This is a genomic window from Streptomyces sp. bgisy100, from assembly GCF_057709105.1.
Map to the genome: position 1 here is coordinate 1 of NZ_JBYITE010000038.1, position 22,007 is coordinate 22,007.

The 22,007-nt window shown below is 73.8% G+C and carries 16 protein-coding genes and 2 pseudogenes; 16 read left to right on the forward strand and 2 right to left on the reverse strand.

The window, feature by feature from the left end; all coding sequences use genetic code 11:
* The first annotated feature begins 276 nt into the window (after positions 1-276).
* From AC3EQ1_RS22815 to AC3EQ1_RS22850, 8 genes and pseudogenes are all read left to right on the forward strand, one after another.
* Entirely contained in the window at positions 277-1,368 is a 1,092-nt protein-coding gene (locus tag AC3EQ1_RS22815; protein ID WP_432096206.1) for a dihydrodipicolinate synthase family protein, read from the forward strand.
* Positions 1,368-2,072 (forward strand): annotated as a pseudogene (locus tag AC3EQ1_RS22820) (proline racemase family protein); the annotation flags it as partial. The gene AC3EQ1_RS22815 and the pseudogene AC3EQ1_RS22820, both read left to right, overlap by 1 nt.
* Before the next feature lie 258 nt (positions 2,073-2,330).
* Positions 2,331-2,624, forward strand: a pseudogene (locus tag AC3EQ1_RS22825) (proline racemase family protein); the annotation flags it as partial.
* Between the two features lie 394 nt (positions 2,625-3,018).
* Positions 3,019-4,683, forward strand: coding sequence for a urocanate hydratase (gene hutU, locus AC3EQ1_RS22830; RefSeq protein WP_432096207.1), 1,665 nt, complete (start codon positions 3,019-3,021; stop codon positions 4,681-4,683).
* Between the two features lie 17 nt (positions 4,684-4,700).
* On the forward strand, positions 4,701-5,918 hold the full coding sequence (locus tag AC3EQ1_RS22835; protein ID WP_432096245.1) for an allantoate amidohydrolase: 1,218 nt from the start codon (positions 4,701-4,703) through the stop codon (positions 5,916-5,918).
* The gene (locus AC3EQ1_RS22840) at positions 5,909-7,279 is read left to right on the forward strand and encodes a formimidoylglutamate deiminase (protein WP_432096208.1); all 1,371 of its coding nucleotides are present in this window, start codon (positions 5,909-5,911) and stop codon (positions 7,277-7,279) included. The genes AC3EQ1_RS22835 and AC3EQ1_RS22840 overlap by 10 nt, the downstream gene beginning before the upstream one ends.
* 101 nt (positions 7,280-7,380) lie before the next feature.
* Complete coding sequence (gene hutI, locus AC3EQ1_RS22845; protein WP_432096209.1) at positions 7,381-8,547, forward strand: imidazolonepropionase; 1,167 nt, start codon at positions 7,381-7,383, stop codon at positions 8,545-8,547.
* 387 nt (positions 8,548-8,934) lie between these two features.
* Positions 8,935-9,645 carry a YoaK family protein gene (locus AC3EQ1_RS22850; protein ID WP_432096210.1) on the forward strand — a complete coding sequence of 237 codons (711 nt, stop codon included), beginning with the start codon at positions 8,935-8,937 and terminating at the stop codon, positions 9,643-9,645.
* A gap of 375 nt (positions 9,646-10,020) precedes the next feature.
* Here the strand turns inward: AC3EQ1_RS22850 and AC3EQ1_RS22855 are convergent, their stop codons facing one another.
* Entirely contained in the window at positions 10,021-10,989 is a 969-nt protein-coding gene (locus AC3EQ1_RS22855; RefSeq protein WP_432096211.1) for an RNA polymerase sigma factor SigF, read from the reverse strand.
* 241 nt (positions 10,990-11,230) lie between these two features.
* Here AC3EQ1_RS22855 and AC3EQ1_RS22860 point away from each other — a divergent pair, with 241 nt between their 5' ends.
* The 6 genes from AC3EQ1_RS22860 to AC3EQ1_RS22885 all read left to right on the forward strand — a co-directional run bounded on the left by AC3EQ1_RS22860 (position 11,231) and on the right by AC3EQ1_RS22885 (position 17,769).
* The gene (locus AC3EQ1_RS22860; protein WP_351515566.1) at positions 11,231-11,611 is read left to right on the forward strand and encodes an STAS domain-containing protein; all 381 of its coding nucleotides are present in this window, start codon (positions 11,231-11,233) and stop codon (positions 11,609-11,611) included.
* Positions 11,612-11,781: 170 nt separating this feature from the next.
* A complete protein-coding gene (locus AC3EQ1_RS22865; protein WP_388859483.1) occupies positions 11,782-12,270 on the forward strand; it encodes an ATP-binding protein in 489 nt (162 codons plus the stop codon).
* A 152-nt stretch (positions 12,271-12,422) separates the two neighbouring features.
* Complete coding sequence (locus AC3EQ1_RS22870) at positions 12,423-13,187, forward strand: LPXTG cell wall anchor domain-containing protein (RefSeq protein ID WP_432096212.1); 765 nt, start codon at positions 12,423-12,425, stop codon at positions 13,185-13,187.
* A gap of 513 nt (positions 13,188-13,700) precedes the next feature.
* A complete protein-coding gene (locus AC3EQ1_RS22875; RefSeq protein WP_432096213.1) occupies positions 13,701-14,825 on the forward strand; it encodes a COG1470 family protein in 1,125 nt (374 codons plus the stop codon).
* Positions 14,826-15,172: 347 nt separating this feature from the next.
* On the forward strand, positions 15,173-16,339 hold the full coding sequence (locus AC3EQ1_RS22880) for a hypothetical protein (protein ID WP_432096246.1): 1,167 nt from the start codon (positions 15,173-15,175) through the stop codon (positions 16,337-16,339).
* 14 nt (positions 16,340-16,353) lie between these two features.
* The gene (locus tag AC3EQ1_RS22885) at positions 16,354-17,769 is read left to right on the forward strand and encodes a hypothetical protein (RefSeq protein ID WP_432096247.1); all 1,416 of its coding nucleotides are present in this window, start codon (positions 16,354-16,356) and stop codon (positions 17,767-17,769) included.
* Positions 17,770-17,946: 177 nt separating this feature from the next.
* Here the strand turns inward: AC3EQ1_RS22885 and AC3EQ1_RS22890 are convergent, their stop codons facing one another.
* A complete protein-coding gene (locus AC3EQ1_RS22890; protein WP_432096214.1) occupies positions 17,947-19,473 on the reverse strand; it encodes a peptide MFS transporter in 1,527 nt (508 codons plus the stop codon).
* Positions 19,474-19,880: 407 nt separating this feature from the next.
* Here AC3EQ1_RS22890 and AC3EQ1_RS22895 point away from each other — a divergent pair, with 407 nt between their 5' ends.
* Together AC3EQ1_RS22895 and AC3EQ1_RS22900 are read left to right on the forward strand one after the other, a co-directional pair.
* A complete protein-coding gene (locus AC3EQ1_RS22895; RefSeq protein WP_351513349.1) occupies positions 19,881-20,561 on the forward strand; it encodes a response regulator transcription factor in 681 nt (226 codons plus the stop codon).
* Positions 20,562-20,729: 168 nt separating this feature from the next.
* The gene (locus tag AC3EQ1_RS22900; RefSeq protein ID WP_432096215.1) at positions 20,730-21,968 is read left to right on the forward strand and encodes an ATP-binding protein; all 1,239 of its coding nucleotides are present in this window, start codon (positions 20,730-20,732) and stop codon (positions 21,966-21,968) included.
* Positions 21,969-22,007 lie beyond the last annotated feature (39 nt).

Genomic DNA, 22,007 nt, shown 5'->3' on the forward strand with positions numbered 1-22,007 from the left:
CCCCCCCCCCCCCCCCCCCCCCCCCCCCCCCCCCCCCCCCCCCCCCCCCCCCCCCCGCCCCCGAAACCCGCGACGACCCGCACCAACAAACCGGCACAGGCACCGATCCCGCACCCCGCACCCCGCAGGGGAACCCGCCCCACCCCGCCCCCGAGACACGCCCCACCCGGCGCTCCGCAGTCCGGAACCACCCCGCAGTCGGAACCACCCCGCAACCAGAACCACCCCGCACCACACTCCCGCGCACCCACACCCCGCCCGAGGAGGACCACCACCATGCCCCCCGACACCGCCCACACCCGCAACCCCGGCCACCGCACCCCCAACCCCCACCCCCTCACCGGCGTCATCGTCGCAACCGCCCTCCCCTACACCGAGGCCCCCACCGCCCCCGCCGCCCTCCGCCCCGACCTCGACCGCTACGCCGAGCACTGCCGCTGGCTGGTCGACAACGGCTGCGACGGCGTGGGCCCCAACGGCTCCCTCGGGGAGTACTCCTCGCTCACCGACGCCGAGCGCCGCGCCGTCGCCCGGACGGCCGTCGAGGCGGTCGGCCGGGACGCGGCCGTCGTCGTCGGAGCCCACGGACCCGGCGCCCACCAGGCCCGCCACTGGGCCGAACTCGCCGCCGAGGACGGCGCGGACGGGGTGCTGGTCCTGCCGCCGACGATGTACCGGGCCGGCACCGCCGAGGTGGTCCACCACTTCACCGAGGTGGCGAAGGCGGGCCTGCCGGTCATGGCGTACAACAACCCGATCGACACCAGGGTCGACCTGACCCCCGAGATGCTGCGCGAGATCGCCGCGATCGACAACGTCGTGGCGATCAAGGAGTTCTCCGGGGACATCCGCCGCATCCTGCACATCCAGGAGCAGGCACCGCGGCTCGCCGTCGTCGCCGGCGCCGACGACCTGGTGCTGGAGGCCCTGCTGATGGGGGCCACCGGCTGGTTCGCGGGTTTCCCGAACGTCTTCCCCGCCGAGTGCGTACGCCTCTACGACCTGGCGCGGGCGGGAAAGCTCACTGAGGCGCGGGCGCTCTACGAACCCCTGGTCGCGGCCTTCCGGTGGGATTCGCGCACCGAGTTCGTGCAGGCCGTCAAGCGCGGGATGGACCTCGTCGGCCGGTACGGCGGCCCGAGCCGCCCGCCGCGCGGTCCGCTGACCGGGGAGCCCCTCGCCCGGCTCGACGCGGACCTGCGGCAGGCCATCGCGTCACTGGAGCGGTTCGAGGCCGGGCCGCTGCCCTCCGAAGCCGGGCCGCTGCCCAACTCGTCCGGGCCGGTGCCCAACCCGTCCGAGTCGATGCCCGGCGCGGCCGGACCGACCTCCAGGACGCCCGGCCCGACCCCGACGGAGGCCGACTGATGCGAGCGGCCCGGTACTTCAGCGCGGTCGACTCGCACACCGAGGGGATGCCCACCCGGGTCGTCACCGGCGGGGTCGGTCCGATCCCCGGCGACACGATGGCGGCCCGGCGCCGGTACTTCGTCGAACACCTCGACCACATCCGCCGGTTGCTGGTGAACGAGCCGCGCGGCCATGCGGCGATGAGCGGCGCGATCCTCCAGCCGCCGACGCGGCCGGACGCGGACTGGGGCGTGCTGTTCATCGAGGTCTCCGGCTGTCTGCCGATGTGCGGGCACGGCACGATCGGGGTGGCGACGGTGCTGGTGGAGACCGGCATGGTCGAGGTGACCGAGCCGGTGACCACGGTGCGGCTGGACACGCCCGCCGGTCTCGTCGAGGTCGGGGTGGCCGTCCGGGACGGGCGGGCGGAGCACGTCACGCTGCGGAACGTGCCGTCGTACGCGGACGAGCTGGACGCGGCCGTCCGGGTGCCCGGCCTGGGGGAGGTCCGCTACGACATGGCGTACGGCGGCAACTTCTACGCCGTCGTTCCGCTCGAACGGCTCGGCATCCCGTTCTCCCGGGAGCACAAGGACCGGATCCTCGCCGTGGGCCTCGACCTCATGGCGGCGATCAACAAGGAGCGGCGGCCGGTGCACCGGGAGGACCCGGCGATCTCGGGCTGCCACCACGTCCAGTTCACGGCGCCGGGAACGGCGGCCCCTGGAACGGCGGCCCCTGGAACGGCGGCCCCTGGAACGGCGGCCCCTGGAACGGCGGCCCCTGGAACGGCGGCCCCTGGAACGGCGGTGCCCGGAACGGCGGCCCCCGGAACGGGGGTGCCCGGAACCACAGCACCCGGAGCCACCCCCTCCGGCACCGGCCACCCCGAATCCACAGCCCCCGAATCCACAGCACCGGAATCCACAGCACCGGAATTCACTGACCCCGCATCCGCTCTCGCCCCCACCCCCCTCAGCCACGCCCGGAACGCCATGGTCATCCACCCCGGCTGGTTCGACCGCTCACCGTGCGGCACCGGCACCAGCGCCCGCATGGCGCAGCTCCACGCCCGCGGCGACCTGCCGCTGCACCGGGACTTCGTCAACGAGTCGTTCATCGGCACCCGCTTCACCGGCCGTCTGGTCGGCACGGCACAGGTCGGCGGGAGGGAGGCCGTCGTCCCGACCGTCACCGGCCGCGCGTGGATCACCGGGATGGGCCAGTACCTGCTGGACCCCTCGGACCCGTTCCCGTCCGGCTTCACCCTGTAGCGCCGGCACGTCCCCGGCCGGAGCGACCCCGTCCGGCCGGGGCGGTGGCCCACGGGCCACGCCCTCCCACCCGAGGCGCACCGCCCCCCCGAGGCGCCCCCCCGAGGCGCACCCCCCGACCCGCACCACCCAGCCCGACGCACACCACCACCCCCGCCCCTCCCACCCCGCCGGCCGGCAACAGAGCCGCAGGATTTCCCGCCGTGGCGCCGCGCCTTCCCGCCGTGCCACCGCCTCTCCCTGTTGACTACGCCTATTCACCCAAGGAGTATGTGCAGTGCCCTATTCAAAGGTGCCGCATTCACCGGTGCCCATGCAGAAGTGTCCGACTCAGTAGGGTCCGGTCCCCGCCTCCGGCGGACGGGCGCGGACCGATGGCAGGGAGGCAGTGCCGATGTCAGGACCGCGACCCGTGCGAGCGCCGCGTGGTACGGAACTGAGCACGTTGGGGTGGCAGCAGGAGGCCGCCCTGCGGATGCTGCAGAACAACCTCGACCCCGAGGTGGCCGAGCACCCGGACCGGCTCGTGGTCTACGGCGGCACCGGCAAGGCGGCCCGCGACTGGCGCTCCTTCGACGCCATGGTCCGCACCCTGCGGACGCTGAAGCAGGACGAGACGATGCTCGTCCAGTCCGGCCGTCCGGTCGGCGTCATGCAGACCCACGAGTGGGCGCCGCGGGTGCTGATCGCCAACTCCAACCTGGTGGGCGACTGGGCCAACTGGGAGGAGTTCCGGCGGCTCGAAGCCCTCGGCCTGACCATGTACGGCCAGATGACGGCCGGTTCCTGGATCTACATCGGCACCCAGGGCATCCTCCAGGGCACCTACGAGACGTTCGCCGCGGTCGCCGCGAAGAAGTTCGGCGGCAGCCTGGCCGGAACGATCACGCTCACCGCCGGTCTCGGCGGCATGGGCGGCGCCCAGCCGCTCGCGGTGACCATGAACGACGGTGTCGCGATCTGCATCGACTGCGACCCGCGCGCCATCGAGCGCCGGATCGAGCACCGCTTCCTGGACGTCCGGGCGGACAGCCTGGAGCACGCGCTCGCCCTGGCCACCGACGCCCGCGACCGCCGCAAGCCGCTGTCCATCGGGCTGCTCGGCAACGCCGCCGAGCTGCTGCCGCGGATGCTCGCCGAGGGCGCGCCGATCGACATCGTCACCGACCAGACCTCCGCCCACGACCCGCTGGCCTACCTCCCGCTCGGTGTCGACTTCGCCGACATGGCGTCCTACGCGGCGGAGAAGCCCGCCGAGTTCACCCAGCGGGCCCGGGAGTCCATGGCCCGGCACGTCGAGGCGATGGTGGGCTTCCAGGACGCGGGCGCCGAGGTCTTCGACTACGGCAACTCGATCCGCGGCGAGGCCCAGCTCACGGGCTACGAGCGGGCGTTCGCCTTCCCCGGCTTCGTCCCCGCGTACATCCGGCCGCTGTTCTGCGAGGGCAAGGGGCCGTTCCGCTGGGCGGCCCTGTCCGGCGACCCGAAGGACATCGCGGCCACCGACAAGGCGATGCTCGACCTCTTCCCGGAGAACGAGTCCCTGGCCCGCTGGATCAGGATGGCCGGGGAGCGGGTCCACTTCCAGGGCCTGCCCGCGCGGATCTGCTGGCTGGGCTACGGGGAGCGGGACCGGGCGGGGGAGCGGTTCAACGAGATGGTCGCCGACGGCACCCTCCGGGCGCCGCTGGCCATCGGCCGCGACCACCTCGACTGCGGTTCCGTCGCCTCCCCGTACCGGGAGACCGAGGCCATGCTCGACGGCTCGGACGCGATCGCCGACTGGCCGCTGCTGAACGCCATGGTCAACGTGGCCTCCGGCGCCTCCTGGGTCTCGATCCACCACGGCGGCGGCGTCGGCATGGGCCGTTCGCTGCACGCCGGTCAGGTCACGGTCGCCGACGGCACCGCGCTCGCCGGGGAGAAGATCCGCCGGGTGCTGACCAACGACCCGGGCATGGGCGTCATCCGCCATGTCGACGCGGGCTACGACCGGGCCGACGAGATCGCCGGGGAGCGCGGCGTGCGCGTCCCGATGCGTGAGGGCGAGTCCCGTTGAGTTCCTCCTTCCACGAGATGTGGGCGGAGCTGCTGCCCATCGGCCGCAGCTCCGCCACCGGCGGCTACCGCCGCTACGCCTGGACCGGGGCCGACGCCGACTGCCGGGCCTGGTTCCGGGCCCAGGCCGAGTCCCGGGGCCTGGCCTACGAGCTGGACCGGAACGGCAATCAGTGGGCCTGGCTGGGCGACCCGGAGGCCGGGAACGCCGTGGTCACCGGCTCCCACCTGGACTCCGTGCCGGACGGCGGCGCGTTCGACGGGCCGCTCGGCGTGGTCTCGTCCTTCGCGGCCCTCGACGAGCTGCGCGCCCGCGGCGCGCAGCCCGACCGGCCGCTGGCGATCACCAACTTCGGGGACGAGGAGGGGGCCCGCTTCGGGCTCGCCTGCGTCGGCTCCCGGCTCGCCGCCGGACAGCTCACCCCGGAGCGGGCCCATGAGCTGCGGGACGCCGACGGCGTCAGCCTCCCGCAGGCCATGGAGCACGCCGGATACGACCCGGCGGGCATCGGGCCCGACCCCGAACGCCTCGCCCGCATCGGCGCCTTCGTGGAGCTCCACGTCGAACAGGGCAGGGCGCTCGCCCTGCCGTCCGACGGTGCCCCCGACGGGTCGCCGGTCGGGGTGGCGTCCGCGATCTGGCCGCACGGCCGCTGGCGCTTCGACTTCCGGGGCGAGGCCAACCACGCGGGGACGACCCGGATCGAGGACCGCCGCGACCCGATGCTCACCTATGCCGAGACGGTCCTCGCGGCCCGTGCGGCAGCGGTGCGGACCGGCGCGCTCGCCACGTTCGGCAAGGTCGCCGTGGAACCCAACGGCGTCAACGCCATCGCCTCCCTCGTCCGTGGCTGGCTCGACTCCCGGGCGCCGGACGAGGGGACGCTCGACGCCGTCGTCGGCGAGATCGAGCGCGCCGCCACCGGGCGCGGCGCCCGGGACGGCGTCGCGGTCGACGTCACCCGTGAATCCTTCACCCCCGTGGTCGAGTTCGAGCACGGCCTCCGGGACAAGCTCGCGGCCCTGCTGGGCCGGGACGGCACCCCCGTCCCGGTGCTGCCCACCGGCGCGGGACACGACGCGGGTATTTTGTCCGCCTCGGTGCCCACCGCCATGCTGTTCGTACGGAACCCCACGGGCGTCTCGCACTCACCCGCCGAGACGGCCGCCGAGGACGACTGCCTCGCCGGGGTGAGCGCACTCGCCGACGTACTGGAGGGCCTCGCGTGTCGCTGACGGCGCAGACCTACTGGGCGGAACACGCCTGGCTGAACGGCGTGGTGGAGCCGTCAGTGATCATCGACACGGCCACCGACGGGCGGATCACCGCCGTGCGCACCGGCGTGCCGGCCCCGCCCCCGGGATCGGTCGCGCTGCGCGGCCTGACCGTCCCCGGGCTGGCCAACGTCCACTCGCACGCCTTCCACCGCGCACTGCGCGGCACCGTCCAGGTCGGCTCCGGCACCTTCTGGACCTGGCGCGAGATCATGTACCAGTTCGCCGCCGGGCTCACCCCCGACAGCTACTTCGATCTCGCCCGGGCCGTCTACGCCGAGATGGCGCTGGCCGGCGTCACCGCGGTCGGCGAGTTCCACTATGTGCACCACGCCCCCGGCGGCGCGCGGTACGACAACGCGAACGCCATGGGGGAGGCGCTGATCCGCGCCGCGGCCGAGGCCGGCATCCGCATCACGCTCCTTGACACCTGCTATCTCTCCTCCGACATCGGCAAGCGCGGCCGGGGCGTCGCCCCCAACCGGCACCAGCTCCGGTTCAGCGACGGCAGCGCCGAGACCTGGGCGGAGCGGGTCTCGGCCCTCGCCGCAGCCGACCACGGCGGCCACGCCCGGATCGGCGCCGCGATCCACTCCGTACGGGCCGTCCCGGCGGCCGAGCTCCGCACCGTCGCCCAGTGGGCCCAGGACCGCCGGGCGCCGCTCCACGTCCACCTCTCCGAGCAGACCGCGGAGAACGACAGCTGCCGGTCCGTCCACGGCGTCACCCCCACCCGGCTCCTCGCCGACCACGGGGTCCTCGGCCCCCGCACCACCGCCGTCCACGCCACCCACCTCTCGGCGGAGGACATCGCCCTGCTCGGCGGCTCGTCCACCGGCGTGTGCATGTGCCCCACCACCGAGCGCGACCTCGCCGACGGCATCGGACCGGCGAAGCGGCTCCAGGACGCCGGCAGCCGGCTCAGCCTCGGCAGCGACAGCCACGCCGTCATCGACCTGCTGGAGGAGGCCCGGGCGATGGAGCTGGACGAGCGGCTGCGCACCCGCGCCCGGGGCCACTGGACGGCGTCCCAACTGCTGCGGGCCGCCACCGAACAGGGCCATGCCTCGCTCGGCTGGACGGAGGCCGGACGCATCGAGGAGGGCGGGCTCGCCGACCTCACGACGATCGCACTGGACTCCGTCCGCACGGCCGGACCGGTGCCCCGGCTCGGTGCCGAGACCGCGGTATTCGCCGCGACGAACGCCGATGTCCGGCACACCGTGGTGGCGGGCCGTCACATCGTCCGCGACGGAACCCACCAGCTCGTCCCGGACGTCCCGACGGCGCTGGCCGACGCGATCGCGGCCCTGCGCACCTGACGGACCGGAACCCGGATTCCCCGGCAGCCCCGCGCCCGCCCGGCCCCCGTCCGATCGCCCCGACCCCGAACCACCCGCGGCTGAAGGAGCACAGCGCGCATATGGCCACCACCGCCATCACCCACATCGCCGGCCTCGTCACCAACGACCCCTCCCTCGGCTCGGGCCCCCTCGGTCTGATCCAGGACGCGGCGGTCGTCATCGAGGACGACCGCGTCGCCTGGGTCGGTGCGTCCAGTTCAGCACCCGCCACTGACAACCGGGTCGACGCCGGCGGCCGCGCGGCCCTCCCCGGGTTCGTCGACTCCCACTCCCACGTGGTCTTCGCGGGCGACCGCACCGAGGAGTTCAACGCCCGTATGTCGGGCCGTGGCTACACCGCGGGCGGCATCCGCACCACCGTCGCCGCCACCCGCGCCGCCTCGAACAACGTCCTCGACGCCAACGCCGCCCGCTACGTGCGGGAGGCCCTCGGCCAGGGCACCACCACCCTCGAGATCAAGTCCGGCTACGGCCTCACCACCGAGGACGAGGCCCGGTCGCTGAGCATCGCCGCCGCCCACACCGACGAGGTGACCTTCCTCGGCGCGCACATCGTGGCCCCCGAGTTCGCCGACGACCCCGCCGCGTACGTCGCCCTCGTCACCGGCCCGATGCTCGACGCCTGCGCTCCGTACGCGCGGTGGATCGACGTCTTCTGCGAGCAGGGCGCCTTCGACGGCGACCAGGCCCGCGCGATCCTCACCGCCGGCGCCGCCCGCGGCCTGATCCCCCGGGTCCACGCCAACCAGCTGTCCTACGGTCCGGGAGTCCAGCTCGCCGTCGAACTCGGCGCCGCCTCGGCCGACCACTGCACCCACCTCACCGACGCCGACGTCGACGCCCTCGGCCAGAGCGGGACGGTGGCGACGCTGCTGCCCGGCGCCGAGTTCTCCACCCGCGCGACGTACCCCGACGCGCGCCGGCTGCTCGACGCGGGCGCCACGGTCGCGCTCTCCCCGGACTGCAACCCCGGCTCCTCGTTCACCAGCTCCATGGCCTTCTGCGTCGCCCTCGCCGTACGGGACATGGGCATGACGCCCGACGAGGCGGTGTGGTCGGCGACCGCGGGCGGAGCGGCGGCGCTGCGCCGCACCGACGTCGGCCGGATCAGCCCCGGCGCCCGCGCCGACCTGGTGCTGCTCGACGCGCCCTCGCACGTCCACCTCGCCTACCGGCCCGGCGTGCCGCTCGTCTCGGCCGTCTGGCACCGCGGCGAACTCGTCTGACCGAACCCCGCCGAGCCCGCCCCCGCAGCCTCGGCCGGGCCCGGCCCGGACACAGCCGGTCCGGGCGGGGGAGCCGGCCGGCCCGGGCAGGAACACACTCGGCCCGGGCCAGGAATCGATCAGCCCCTGGCCCGGCTCGGCTCGGTCCTGGACCGTGGCCGGTCCGTCACCCGGCCCGGAGACGCCGCCCGGACACCGTCCCCGCCACCGCGCTCTCCCGTCACCACGCCCCGACGCCCGGACGTGGCCTCCCCGGCGGCGGGCCAGGCGTGTCGCCCCGGCCCCCGCCGGCACCGGCATACGGTGTCCGGGCGGAGGCCGGATGCGGCGACCGGGCGTCCCGCTCGCCCAGGACCCGGGCCCAGGACCGGGGAAGGAGCCGCGTCCTTGCAGGCGACACGCGGAACGCTCCTGGTGGTGGCCATGGTGGCGCTCACCGTGACCACCGGGATGATCGAAGCTGTCAGCTTCCTCGCACTGGGCCAGGTCTTCACGGCGATGCAGACCGGGAACCTGCTGTTCCTCGGCTTCGCCCTGGCCGGCGAGGGCGGCCTCTCCGCCGCGGCGTCGGGGCTCTCCCTCGGCGCGTTCGCGGTCGGCGCCGTCCTCGGCGCCCGGCTGGAGGCCGAGGCGGACGCGGTACGCCGGCGCTGGTTCCTCGGCGGCCTCCTGACCGAGGCCGTCCTCCTGGGCGGCGCCGCCCTCGTGGCCTGGGGGAGCGATCGCTCCGGCGAACCGCTCACCACCCACCGCTACGCGCTGATCACGCTGATGGCCCTCGCCATGGGGCTGCGCAACGTCACCACGCTCCGGGCGGGCGTCCCCGACCTGCCGACCACGGTGGAGACCCGGGCCCTGACCGCGCTGCTCAACGGCCCGCCGGTGGGACGGACACCCGGAGCGGGCGAAGCCGTCCACCCCGCGCTCCGCCGCACGGCGTCGGTGGCCGCGATGTTCACCGGGGGCCTCGTGGGCGCCTGGCTGCTGCACGAGGGCCGGCACGCCCCGGGAGTGCTGCTGGTGGCCGCCGTCGTGGTGCTGGCCGTCGCGCTCGTGTACGGCGCGGCTCCCCGCCGCCCGCCGGGCGGAGAGGGCTGAGCCGTGCGCCGTTCCCGTGCGATCCGGCAGGCATGACGGCGTGACCCCTGGGCAGGCGGACGTCAGGGAAACAGCGGCGGCGCGCCGCCCGGTACCACCGAACGCAACACGACGGCCGAACAACAGGACGGCAGCTTCACGGTGCTTCTGCAGCCTCCCGCCACCGGACGGCCCACCGCCACCGGACGCGTTCCCGCGCCCGGCCGGTGTCCCGCCCCCGGCCGGGGAGCGGGACAGCGAAAAGCGCCGCCGGGCCACGGACGGCGTACGGCCGTCCACGGCACCCGACGGCGCCCTGTGCTCACCCGCGCGGTGCAGGACGGCGGCAGCGCCGGAACCCCGAGGGATCCGGCTCCGGGCGCGTCCCGGCGCGGGTCACTCCTCGATCATCAGGCCCTTGCGCAGCCGGCCCAGCGTCCGCGACAGCAGCCGGGACACGTGCATCTGAGAGATGCCCAGCTCCTCACCGATCTCGGACTGCGTCATGTTGCTGACGAAGCGCATCGACAGGATCCTGCGGTCCCGCTGCGGCAGTTCGGCGATCAGCGGCTTCAACGACTCGACGTACTCGATGCCTTCGAGGCCGTGGTCCTGGTAGCCGAGCCGGTCCGCCAGCGCGCCCTCGGTGTCGTCCTCCTCGGGCTGGGCGTCCAGCGAGCTCGCGGTGTACGCGTTGCTCGCGGCCATGCCCTCGGCGACCTCGTCCTTGGTGATCCCCAGGCGCTCGGCGAGCTCGCCCGCCGTGGGCGCCCGGTCGAGCTTCTGCGCCAGCTCGTCCCCGGCCTTGGCCAGGTCCAGGCGCAGCTCCTGGAGCCGCCGCGGTACGCGCACGGACCAGCTGGTGTCCCGGAAGAACCGCTTGATCTCGCCGATGATCGTCGGCATCGCGAAGGTGGGGAACTCGACGCCGCGGCTGAGCTCGAAGCGGTCGATCGCCTTGATCAGCCCGATGGTGCCGACCTGGACGATGTCCTCCATCGGCTCGCTGCGGGAGCGGAACCGGGAGGCCGCGAACTTCACCAGGGCGAGGTTGAGCTCGACCAGGGTGTTGCGGACGTACGCGTGCTCGTGCGTCCCCTCCTCGAGCGATTCGAGGCGGGCGAAGAGCGTCTTGGACAGGGCCCGTGCGTCCACCGCGCCCACCTCGTCATAAGGCGGGATCTCGGGAAGCTCGGCGAGGACGTCCTCGCCGTGGCCCTGGAGCTCGTATTCGACCTGCTCGGTGTCGATCTGCTCGGTCAGGGGGTCCACCCGCCGGGGGGAGGGGGCGGTTGTCGACGTCGCGGTCCGTGCGCTTTCATGGGCGCTGTCAACGGTGCGCGGTGCGTCGAGCCGGGGTGACATGGTCTCCTCCATCATTCTCGGCGTATGGCTGCCGATGCCGATATCTCCTACTACGGTGTGCGGCGCCTCCGAGCCGGCCGTGGTTGAACGTGTCCCTACTAGCCCTACCCGGTCGGACCCGAACAAAGCAAGGCCGGAATGTGGCGGTGTGACCGTTTCGAGGGGATGTTCGGCTACCAGACGGCGTATCGAAGGCGTAGGGTTCTCAGTGCGCCGTCGCAAGCAACCAGAAGGGGTGCGCATGGACCGCGGGATGGTCGGCAGTACCAGTCGGGGCCGACTCCAGGTCGAGGTTCGGCACCACGGGTCCAGCGCTGTCGTGACGCCTGCGGGTGAGCTCGACCACCACACTGCCGAGCTGCTGCGGGAGCCGCTGGAGGAGTGCGTGGACCAGGGGCGTTCGCGCCTGGTCGTCGACTGCTCACAGCTGGAGTTCTGCGATTCCACGGGCCTCAATGTGCTGCTCGGTGCCAGACTGAAGGCCGAGGCGGCAGGGGGTGGCGTGCACCTGACCGGCATGCTCCCCGTGGTGGCGAGAGTGTTCGAGATCACGGGTGCGGAAGCGGTCTTCACCGTGCACGACACTCTGGACGAGGCGCTCGCCGACTCGCCGACCGACTGATCGTTCCCCTCTCCGCTCGGGGCGTGATGTGCGCCGTTATATGCGTCACACGTTTCGTACCGAAGAAGTGGGTGTTCTCACCGATCGGTCGGGCAGGAGACAGCTGAATCTGATGAATCCGTCAGGTACTCGTTACCTGCCTATCGGCGAATCGGTGAGGTGAAGCACTGATGAGCACCACTCGGCCGTACTCGCCGGGCGATCGTGGCCCGGAGTCGGACGGTGCTTCCCCAGCCGTTCCCGCGGCCGGACAGGTGCGCAGGCTGCGACTCAATGGAGCCAGCGGCATCGTCCCGAGTGCCCGGGACTTCACGCGGCAGGCGCTCTACGACTGGGGCTGGCTGCCCGCGTCCACCGGCGACCAGCGCGCCGCGGCCGAGGACGTCCTGCTCGTCGTCTCCGAGCTGGTCACGAACGCCTGTCTGCACGCCGAGGGCCCCGAGGAGCTGCGCGTCGGCTGTGTCGGGAAGGTGCTCCGCCTCGAGGTCGTCGACCTGGGGACGGGCTCCCCGGCGCCGCGTACCCCGCACCGGGCCGGCCGGCCGGGAGGCCACGGCATGTTCATCGTCCAGCGGCTGTGCCTGGACTGGGGCGTCGTGCGCAACCCCGAGGGCGGCACCGGCAAGACCGTCTGGGCGGAGCTGGCCGCACCGGCCTAGCGCCACGGGCTTCACCGCTCTTTCCCCGAACACGCCGATCCGGCGTGTTCTTTGTCTTCCCTCCTTGACGGGCCCGGCGTACTGTCGGCGCCCGATCTGATGTGCCGTCAGCAAACGTCGCCGGGCGGCACGCGCCGAGAGGGGAGCCCGAGGTGTCCCACACGAAACGCCGGCCGGTCAGCCGCGGGGGCGCTCTCGCGGTGGCCGCGGCAGTGGCCGGGTCCGCCGCGCTCTGGGCGGCTCCGGCCGCCCATGCCGATGTCGTGGACGTCAACTACCAGTGCAAGACGCCGATCGGGGACAAGAGCGCGGTGTCGCCGATCGACATCAAGAGCGTGAAGAGCGGCAGTTCGTACAAGCTCACCATGTCCTTCCGGAAGGGCGTCTCCTCCAGCCCCGTGGAGCTGGGCAAGGGCGCGATGAACCCGAGTGCGCTGATCAAGCTGGGCGGCGCGGAGAGCGGCACGCTGCCCGTCTCGGGGCCACCGAACCCCGAGGCGATCCCCGCCAACACCCCCATCAAGATCACCGACCTGTCGGGTACGTACCGGCCGAAGGCGAGCGGCAAGGTCACCTTCACCGCCTCCACCCTCACCATCAAGGCGCTGGGCACCACCACCACCTGCACACCCAAGAACAACCCCGGGCCGTCGCTGACACTCGATGTGCAGGGCACGGGCGGGGGCTCCGGGTCCGGCTCCGGTACCGGCTCGGGCTCGGGCTCGGGCGGAGGGACCGGCTCCGGTACGGACGGCTCCGGGGGTGCGCCCGCGGGCCCGTCGGGCGGTGACGCGCTGCCGCAGACCGGACCGGCCGACTCGGCGGTCGCGCTGGGCACGCTGGGCGGGACGGTGCTGCTCAGCGGCGTGGCCGGCGCGCTCTGGCTGACCCGGCGGAACCAGCGGCCGGCCCGTTAGGGGCGGTCGTCCGGACCGGGCCGGGATCGCGGGCCGCGCCACGCCGCGGGGCGGTGTCGCCGTGGTCCGGGCCGGATCGCGGGGCCGCACCACGCCGCGCCGCGGGGCCCCCGGTCGCCATGGCGTCCGCCACGACTCCCGGCTCCGCCCTGTGACGCTCCCGGCGGTCCCGGGGGCTCCCGGCACCGGGCTCGCTCCCTGAGGCCGCCCCCGGTCCGCACACGACTGCCCCAGCCGCCCGCCCGATCCGTACGACACTGCCCCGGCCGCTTGCCCGATCCGTACGACTGCCCCGGCCGTCTACCCGGTCCGTACGACTGCCCCGGCCGCCCGTCCGATCCACACGACTGCCCCAGTTGTCTGCCCGGTCCGCCGCACGACAGCCCCCAGCTGCCAGCCCGGTCCGCACGACAGCCCCGGCCTCCTGCCCGGGGTGGCCGCCGCTGGGTGTGTCCGGACCGCGGCGGCCCGGGCCCCGCCCGTCCACCCGCGAGCGAACCTCTGGAGCCGCCGATGCCGCCCCGCCCGCGCAGCGCCGTCCTGTGCGCCGCCACCCTGTCCGCGGCCGCTCTGACCGTGCTGTGCGGGCCGCTGGGCCCGCGCCCCGCGGCTGCCGCCGGGCCCGGCGCCCCGGAACGGCCGGCGGGCGGACCGGACTGGTCGGTCGCCCCCGCGTCCGGCGGCGCGGGCGGGCCCCGGGCGGACCGGCGGCGTTACGTCTACCTGGAGGGCCGGCCCGGGGCCGTGCTCCAGGACCGGCTCTCGGTCACCAACCGCGCCGACCGGGCCCGCACGGTCCGGTTGCGCGGTCGCACCGGTCCGGAGACCGGCCCGGGCGTCCGGGTCTCCTTCGCCGAAGCGGCGGTGCGGATCCCGGCCCGGACCCGCGCCGACATCCCGTTCACGGTCGGCGTCGCCCCGGACGCCGTCCCCGGCGAGCGGACCGGGGCGATCGTCGTCACCGGTGGCAGCCGCGCGGCGGACGTCCGGATCCATCTGCGGGTCACCGGGCCGACGCTGGCCGCCCTGGCCGTCGAGGACGTGGCGGTCGTCCGGACCGGGGCCGGCGCCGAGATCCGCTACGCGCTCGTCAACCGCGGGAACACCGTCCTCCGGCCGCGCCTCGCCGTGCGGGCCGAGGGGCTGTTCGGCGAGGTGCTGCGCCGGGACGCGCGCCCGCTCCGTCGGAGGCTGGAGCCGGGGCGGCGGGTCCGGCTCACCGAGCGGTGGCCGGGGGCACCCCGGCTCGACGCGGTCGACGTCCGGCTCGTCGCCACCGCAGCGGGCGGTGCGCACGCCGCGGCCACCGCCCCGTACTCCGGAGTCCCGCGGTACGCGGCCGCGTTGCTGCTCGGCCCGGCGGCGGCCGCGGGAGCGTGGTGGGTCCGGGCCTCCGGACGGCGGCGCGGCGTCCGGAGCTGCCACGAGGAACCCGGTTCCGCCGAGAGACACCCTGAGGGGAGCTGTCCCGAGGGGGATCACCCGACGGTGAGTCGCCCAGGGAGGAGCGGCCCCGAAGCAAGCGGCCCCGAAGCGAGTGGCCGAGAGGGCGGGCCGCGGGGCCAGGACACGGACGGCCCGACACGGGGCCGGGGCACGGACGGCCCGGCGCGGGAGCGGACGGGGGTGGAGCGGTGATCGGCGACGGTTCCCGGCCGGTGCCACGCGGGCGACGGGCCCGGGCTCTGTCGTGGTCCTCCGATGTGCCCCGGATCCGTACAGCGGCCCGGTCGGGTCCCCGGGCCCCCGCGCCGGAACCCCCGGGACGTGCCCATCGCTGCCCTGACCTGCGCAGAGTCTTACGCGCTGTCCTGCGGCCCGGGCGCCGGTACGCCGCCCCGGTGACCGCTGCCCCGCGGTGGCCCGTCCAGGCGGTGGCCGTCCTCGCCGCCCTGCTCTTGTGCGCGCTGCTCCCGGTGCAGGCGAGCAGCGCCGCCACCGTCACCGCCTCCGGCCCCGGTACCGTCTCCGCCTCCGTCACCGCCATCGCTTCCGCCTCTGCCCCCGGCACCGCCGCCTTCGCCACGTCGACAGCCGCCGTCGGGCCCGCGCTGCGGCCCGCCGTCGCCCCGGAGGCCCGATCCCCGAAGAAGCGGGCCCCCGCCGTCACGGTGTCGAAGAAGAAGGCCGGAGCCGGGGGCAGCATCACCGTCCGCGGTACGGGGTGGCGGCCCAAGGCGCTGCTCACTCTGCTCATCTGCGGGCAGAACATGATCGGCGGGACCAACGCCTGCGCCAACGCCGACGGCCGCGCCGTCACCGCCCGCTCCGACGGCACCTTCCGCAGGGAACTGCCGGTGAGCGAACCGCCCAAGCCCTGCCCGTGCGTGGTCCACGCGGCGACCGTGGAGGGCGAAGCGGCGTCGGCGGACGCCGCGTTCGCCGTCGCCGGGCACCCGGTGAAGCCGCTGCCCCGGGAGGGCGGCACCGGCCGGCTCACCGTGCTCGACGCGCGGCTGGACGGTTCGAGCGGGCTGCTGACCTGGTTCGGCGCGCCCCCGCAGCGCCGGCTCGTGCTGACCGTCGGCAACGTGGGCTCCGCGGCCGTACGGAACCCGGTCTTCCGGGTGGGTACGTCGCACGGGGTGTTCGCCCCCGCGTGGGAGGAACAGCAGTGGCGGGGGACCGTACCGGCCGGGCGCCGGGCCCGGATCGACCTGCCGGTGGAACTGTCCGCGGGGGCGCACGGCGACTACCTGGTGTCGCTGAAGTACGGCGACACCGTCCTCACCGAACAGCCGTGGGGCGTGGGCCGGCCGTGGGGCGTCACCCTCTTCTGGCTGCTGCTCTGCGTCGTCGTGCCCGCCGCGGTCTTCCGGATCGGGATGGCGGTCGTCGACCGGGTGCGGCCCCGCGCCCCGGCCCGCACCGGACGCCACCGCACCCGGCGTCCCGGGGGCCCGGCCCCACCCCGGCGCGGCGGAAGGCCGTCCGCCGGGCAGCCGCCCGGCTTCGGGAGGTCCCGCACCGGGAGGCCCCGCACCGGGGAGCCAAGTGCCGGGAAGCAACGTGCCGGCGAGCAGTCCGGCCGGGACCGGGCGGGGGACGGCGGCGCCGGTGACCTGCCCTGGTTCAGCCCGGACACGCTGCCCGGCTCACCAACCCCTGTCTCCGCACCGTCCGATGACCCCTCGACGAAAGGAAACACGTGACCACGCAACGGAGGATGAGCGCGGCCGGTGTCGCGCTGATGCTCGGCGGCGCGGGGATCGTGATCGCCGCGAGCCCGGCGCAGGCAGCCGACGTGAGTTACGCGACGGAGTGCGTTCCGCCCCCGATCTCCGGAATGGATCCGGTGCAGGGCACCACGAAGGTGGAGGTCCGGGCACCGGCGACGGCCAAGGTGGGCGACGAGGTCGAAGTGGTGTGGAAGACGGTCGAAGCCGCTTCCAGGAACCCCGGCATCCTCGACCTGTCGAAGGACACCGTCCAACCGACCGGGAAGATGACGGTGGCCGGCGCGCAGACCGGTGAACTGGCCGTCGAAGGACCGCGCCAGAACCCGCCGATCCCCAAGAACAGCCCGATGGTGCTGTCCGAGATGAAGGGCAAGCTGAAGCTGACCGCGGCGGGTGAGGTGACCGTGTCGCCCGGCTTCTACAACATCAACGTCAACAAGCCGATCTCCACGGACACCAAGTGCTCCCCCAAGGAGACGGTCAAGCCCGGGGCGACCATCAAGGTCACGGACGGCGGCGGCACATCGGGCGGCACAACCTCCGGCGGCACCACGGCCGGGGGAACGTCGAGCGGCGGGACGTCCAGCGGCGGGACGACGGCCGGGGGAACGTCCAGCGGCGGTGCGTCCGGCGGAAGTTCGTCCTCCGGCGGTACGACGGCCGGCGGCGCGACCGGGGGCGGCAGCACGGCCGGCGGTTCGACGGGCGGCGGGACGACCGGCGGCGGGGGCGACCCCGACGGCACGGATCACCCGGGCAAGGAGGTCTCGGTCGACTACGCGTGCAAGACGCCGATCGGTGACAAGAAGGCGACCTCGCCGGTCCGGATCAACGCCCGTAAGAACGGCGGCGCGTTCGGTCTCACCGTCCAGTTCGGCAAGTCCGTGATGGACAGCCCCGCCGACATCCCCGCCGACTCCGTCAAGCCGTCCATGGCCGTCACGGTCGGCGGCGCGGACAAGGGATCGGTCACCGTGGAGGGTGCCACCAACAAGGACCCCGTCAAGTCCGGTGAGCCGATCGAGATCCCCGACCTGAAGGGCACCTACAAACCCGGTGCGAGCGGCAAGGCCACGCTCACCCCGGGCGTGCTGACCGTCAAGGCCCTGGGCACGACCACCACCTGCACCCCGGAGAAGGACCCGGGGGCCTCCCTCGAACTGGACACCACGGCCCAGCAGGGCGGGGTCGCCGGCGGCGGGAGCGGCGGCACCGGCGGTGCCACGGGCGGCGGTTCCGGTACGGCGGGCGGCTCGGCAGCGGCCGGGGGCGGGCTCGCCGAGACCGGTGCCGGCGACCACGGCGGCCTGCGGGCGCTGGCCCTGGTGGCGGGCACCGTCACGCTGATCGGCGGCGCCGTCTTCACCTTCACGCCGTGGCGGAGGCTGCGCGGCCTCCGCTGAGGCACCCGGCGGCCCTCCGGTTCGCCGGACGGGCCGCCACTGGCCGACGTGCCCGGGCCCGGCGGCCACGCGGGCACCCGGGAACGCCGCAGGGCCCCGCACGCAGCCGCGTGCGGGGCCCTGCGGACCGTACGGGCCGGACCTCGGCCCGGTCCGTACGGCAGCGTCTACAGGAGGTCAGCGGACGTCGCCCATCAGCTGAATGATCTTCTTCCGGTAGGCGTAGACCCCGGCACCGGCCAGGACCGCCATGGTGGCCTCGGTCGCCACCACGGCGGAACCGCTCAGGTCGACACCGCCGATGGAGAGCAGTCCGGTGATGCAGTCGCCGGCGGTGACGGCCAGGAACCACACGCCCATCATCTGGCTGGCGTACTTCTCCGGAGCCATCTTGGTCGTCACCGAGAGGCCGACCGGGGAGAGGCAGAGCTCACCGGCGGTCTGGATCAGGTAGATCGAGACGAGCCACATCGGGCTGGCCTTCGCCCCGTCCGCGGCCATCAGCATCGGTACGACGAAGACGAAGAACGAGCCGCCGATCATCAGCAGCGAGAGGGCGAACTTCACCGTGGTGGTGGGCTCCCGGTCGCTGCGCGCGAGCCACAGCCACAGCCAGGCGAAGACCGGGGCCAGCGCCATGATGAACAGCGGGTTCAGCGACTGGAACCAGGACGACGGGAAGTCGATCCCGAACACCTCGCCGGCGGTCTTCGTCTCCGCGAAGGCGGCCATCGTGGAGCCGCCCTGGTCGTAGATCATCCAGAAGATGGCGGCGACCACGAAGAACCAGATGTAGCCGCTCACCTTCGTCTGCTCGACGGCGGTGAGCTCCTTGTCGCGCTTGATGCGGACCAGCACCGCGGCCGGGATGACCAGGCCGAGCAGGGTGATCGGGACCAGCGCCCAGTTGAGGGTGAAGTTCCCGGTGAAGGTGACGACGCCGTAGAACACGGCGGCGACGACGAGCCAGAGCAGGCTCTTGATCAGCGTGGAGTTCCGCTCCTCGGCGGAGAGCGGGGTGGGGACGACGCTGCTCTGCGCGTCGAGGTGCCGCGAGCCGATGAGGAACTGGATCAGGCCCAGAGCCATGCCGACGGCGGCGAGCCCGAAGCCCAGGTGCCAGTTGTACTGCTGGCCGACCGTGCCGATCACCAGCGGCGCGAAGAAGGCACCGAGGTTGATGCCCATGTAGAAGACGGTGAAGCCACCGTCGCGGCGCGGGTCCTGCGGGCCCTTGTAGAGCTGGCCGACCATCGTGGAGATGTTGGCCTTCATCAGGCCCGAGCCGAGCGCGACGAGCGCCAGGCCGAGGAAGAACATCGCCTCGCCGGGCGCGGCCAGCGTCAGGTGACCCGCCATGATGACGCTCGCCGCGATGGCGACGGTCTTCCGCGGGCCCCAGACCCGGTCGCCGAACCAGCCGCCGGGCATGGCCAGCAGGTAGACCATCGCCATGTAGACGGAGTAGATGGCCACCGCGTCGGCCTCGGGCATGCCCAGACCGCCGCCCTGGGCGTCCTTGTCGGCGTCCGGGCCGCCGGAGATCAGATACACGACGAGCAGCGCCCGCATGCCGTAGAAGCTGAACCGCTCCCACATCTCCGTCATGAACAGGGTGGCCAGGCCGCGTGGGTGGCCGAAGAAGGTCTTGCCGCCGGCAGGGGTCTCCTGCGGGGAAGCGCCCTTCGTCTGGCTGGATGCCATGGTGGGATCCTTGCTCGCTCGGGACGCGCCGCCGCGGGGTGGGCGCCCGGAATGGGGGGAGGACGGCACCGGAGCAAGCAAGTACACAGGACCGCATCCGTGCACCGTGCGGCGCGCGGACCGGCCCAGAGGTCCTTCACCTTGTCCCATGCCGGTGGTACCGGCCCTGCACCGCAAAGGGACCCTCGGCGTGTCCTACGAGCCAAAGGTCCCTGAGGTGCTATGGGCGCATCGCCACCTTACGTCACAGTAGCGTGCTATATGAAAGGACTTGAGAGATGGATCACAGCCGCACCGGGAACTGTTGACGCGTATCCGACGGTAACTGACAGCCCGTCCAATGAGTCCTCCGGGGGGCTCCGTCCGAGCGGCCCCGCCCCACCACCTGCGCGGACTACCATCGGTCCATGACCCGAGTACTGCTCGCCGAGGATGACGCATCCATCTCGGAGCCGCTCGCCCGCGCACTGCGGCGCGAGGGGTACGAGGTCGAGGTGCGGGAGGACGGTCCCACCGCGCTCGAAGCCGGCCTCCAGGGGGGTGTCGACCTTCTCGTGCTCGATCTGGGCCTGCCGGGCATGGACGGCCTCGAGGTCTGCCGCCGCCTGCGCACCGAGGGCCATGTCTTCCCCGTCCTCGTGCTCACCGCCCGCGCCGACGAGGTGGACACCGTCGTCGGTCTCGACGCCGGCGCCGACGACTACGTGACCAAGCCCTTCCGGCTGGCCGAACTCCTCGCGCGGGTACGGGCCCTGCTGCGCCGGGGCGCCGTCGAGACCCAGCAGCAGGCCCCCGCCACGCACGGGGTGCGGATCGACGTGGAGTCGCACCGCGCCTGGATGGGCGAGGAGGAGCTCCAGCTGACCGCCAAGGAGTTCGACCTGCTGCGGGTGCTGGTGCGGGACGCGGGCCGGGTGGTGACCCGCGACCAGCTGATGCGCGAGGTCTGGGACACCACCTGGTGGTCCTCCACCAAGACCCTCGACATGCACATCTCCTGGCTGCGCAAGAAGCTCGGCGACGACGCGGCGAACCCCCGCTACATCGCCACCGTCCGGGGCGTCGGCTTCCGGTTCGAGAAGAGCTGACGCCGCTGACGGGCGCGCCCGCTCACGGCGCGTTCCGGACGCGGAGCTCTCCGCGTCCGCGGACCGGGGGGCCGGTGATGCGACATCATCGGATACCGGGCGGCGGAGACATCCGCCGCGCTCCGCTCCAGAGCGGACCCGAATCGCGAAACCGGCCCGGAGGGCACTGTGCGCCGCCGTCTGATCAACTCCACGCTCGCCGTGGTGCTCGTGGTGATCGCCGTCTTCGGCGTCTCCCTCGTCATCGTGGAAACCCGAACCATCGAGAACAGCGCCCGGGAGAGCGTCGAGTCCGAGGCGGTACGCCTGGTCAGCATCGTCGACAGCCGGCTCCTCGGCGGTGAACGGGTCAGCACCGAGGTGCTGCGCGACCAGGTCGGCCCGGGGCGCTACGCACGGATCGAGATGCCCGGCCGGCAGCTCATCGAGGTCGGCAAGCCGCCGGGGGGCGGGGTCATCGAGTCCCGCGAGACCGGCGAGCGGGGGGAGACGGTCACCGTCCAGGCGCCGGCCGCCGCCGTCAGCGAGGAGATCGGCCGGACCCTGCTGATCATCCTCGCGGTCGCCCTGCTCGCCGTCGTCGCCGCCGTCCTGCTCGCCGTACGGCAGGCGCACCGGCTGACCGCGCCGCTCACCGACCTCGCCGAGACCGCCGAGCGGCTGGGCTCCGGCGACCCGCGCCCGCGCCACCGCCGCTACGGGGTGCCGGAGCTGGACCGGGTCGCGGATGTCCTGGACGCCAGCGCCGACCGGATCGGACGCATGCTGACCGCGGAGCGCCGGCTGGCCGCGGACGCCTCCCACCAGCTGCGCACCCCCCTGACGGCGCTCTCCATGCGGCTGGAGGAGATCTCCGCCACCGACGACCCGGACACCGTGAAGGAGGAGGCGACGATCGCGCTCGGGCAGGTCGAGCGGCTCACGGACGTCGTGCAGCGGCTGCTCACCAACTCGCGCGACCCGCGGACCGGCTCCGCGGTCGCCTTCGACCTCGACGAGGTGGTCAAGCAGCAGATCGAGGAGTGGCGCCCGGCCTACCGGAGCGCGGGGCGGGCCATCGTCTGCTCGGGCTCGAAGGGGCTGCGGGCGGTCGGCACCCCGGGCGCGGTGGCCCAGGTCCTGGCCACGCTGATCGAGAACTCGCTGATGCACGGCGCGGGACCGGTGGCCATCCGCACCCGGGTCACGGGCAACCAGGTGGTGGTGGAGGTCACGGACGCGGGTCCGGGCGTGCCGCCCGACCTCGGGGCCCGGGTCTTCGAGCGCACCGTCAGCGGCCGGAACTCCACCGGTCTGGGGCTGGCGGTCGCCCGGGACCTGGCCGAGGCGGACGGCGGCCGCCTGGAGCTGGTGCAGCAGCACCCGCCGGTCTTCGCGCTCTTCCTGAGCCGCGAGGCGGGCCAGTAGCCGTCAGCCGCGAGGGCGGGCGCAGGAGCCGGCGGGGCG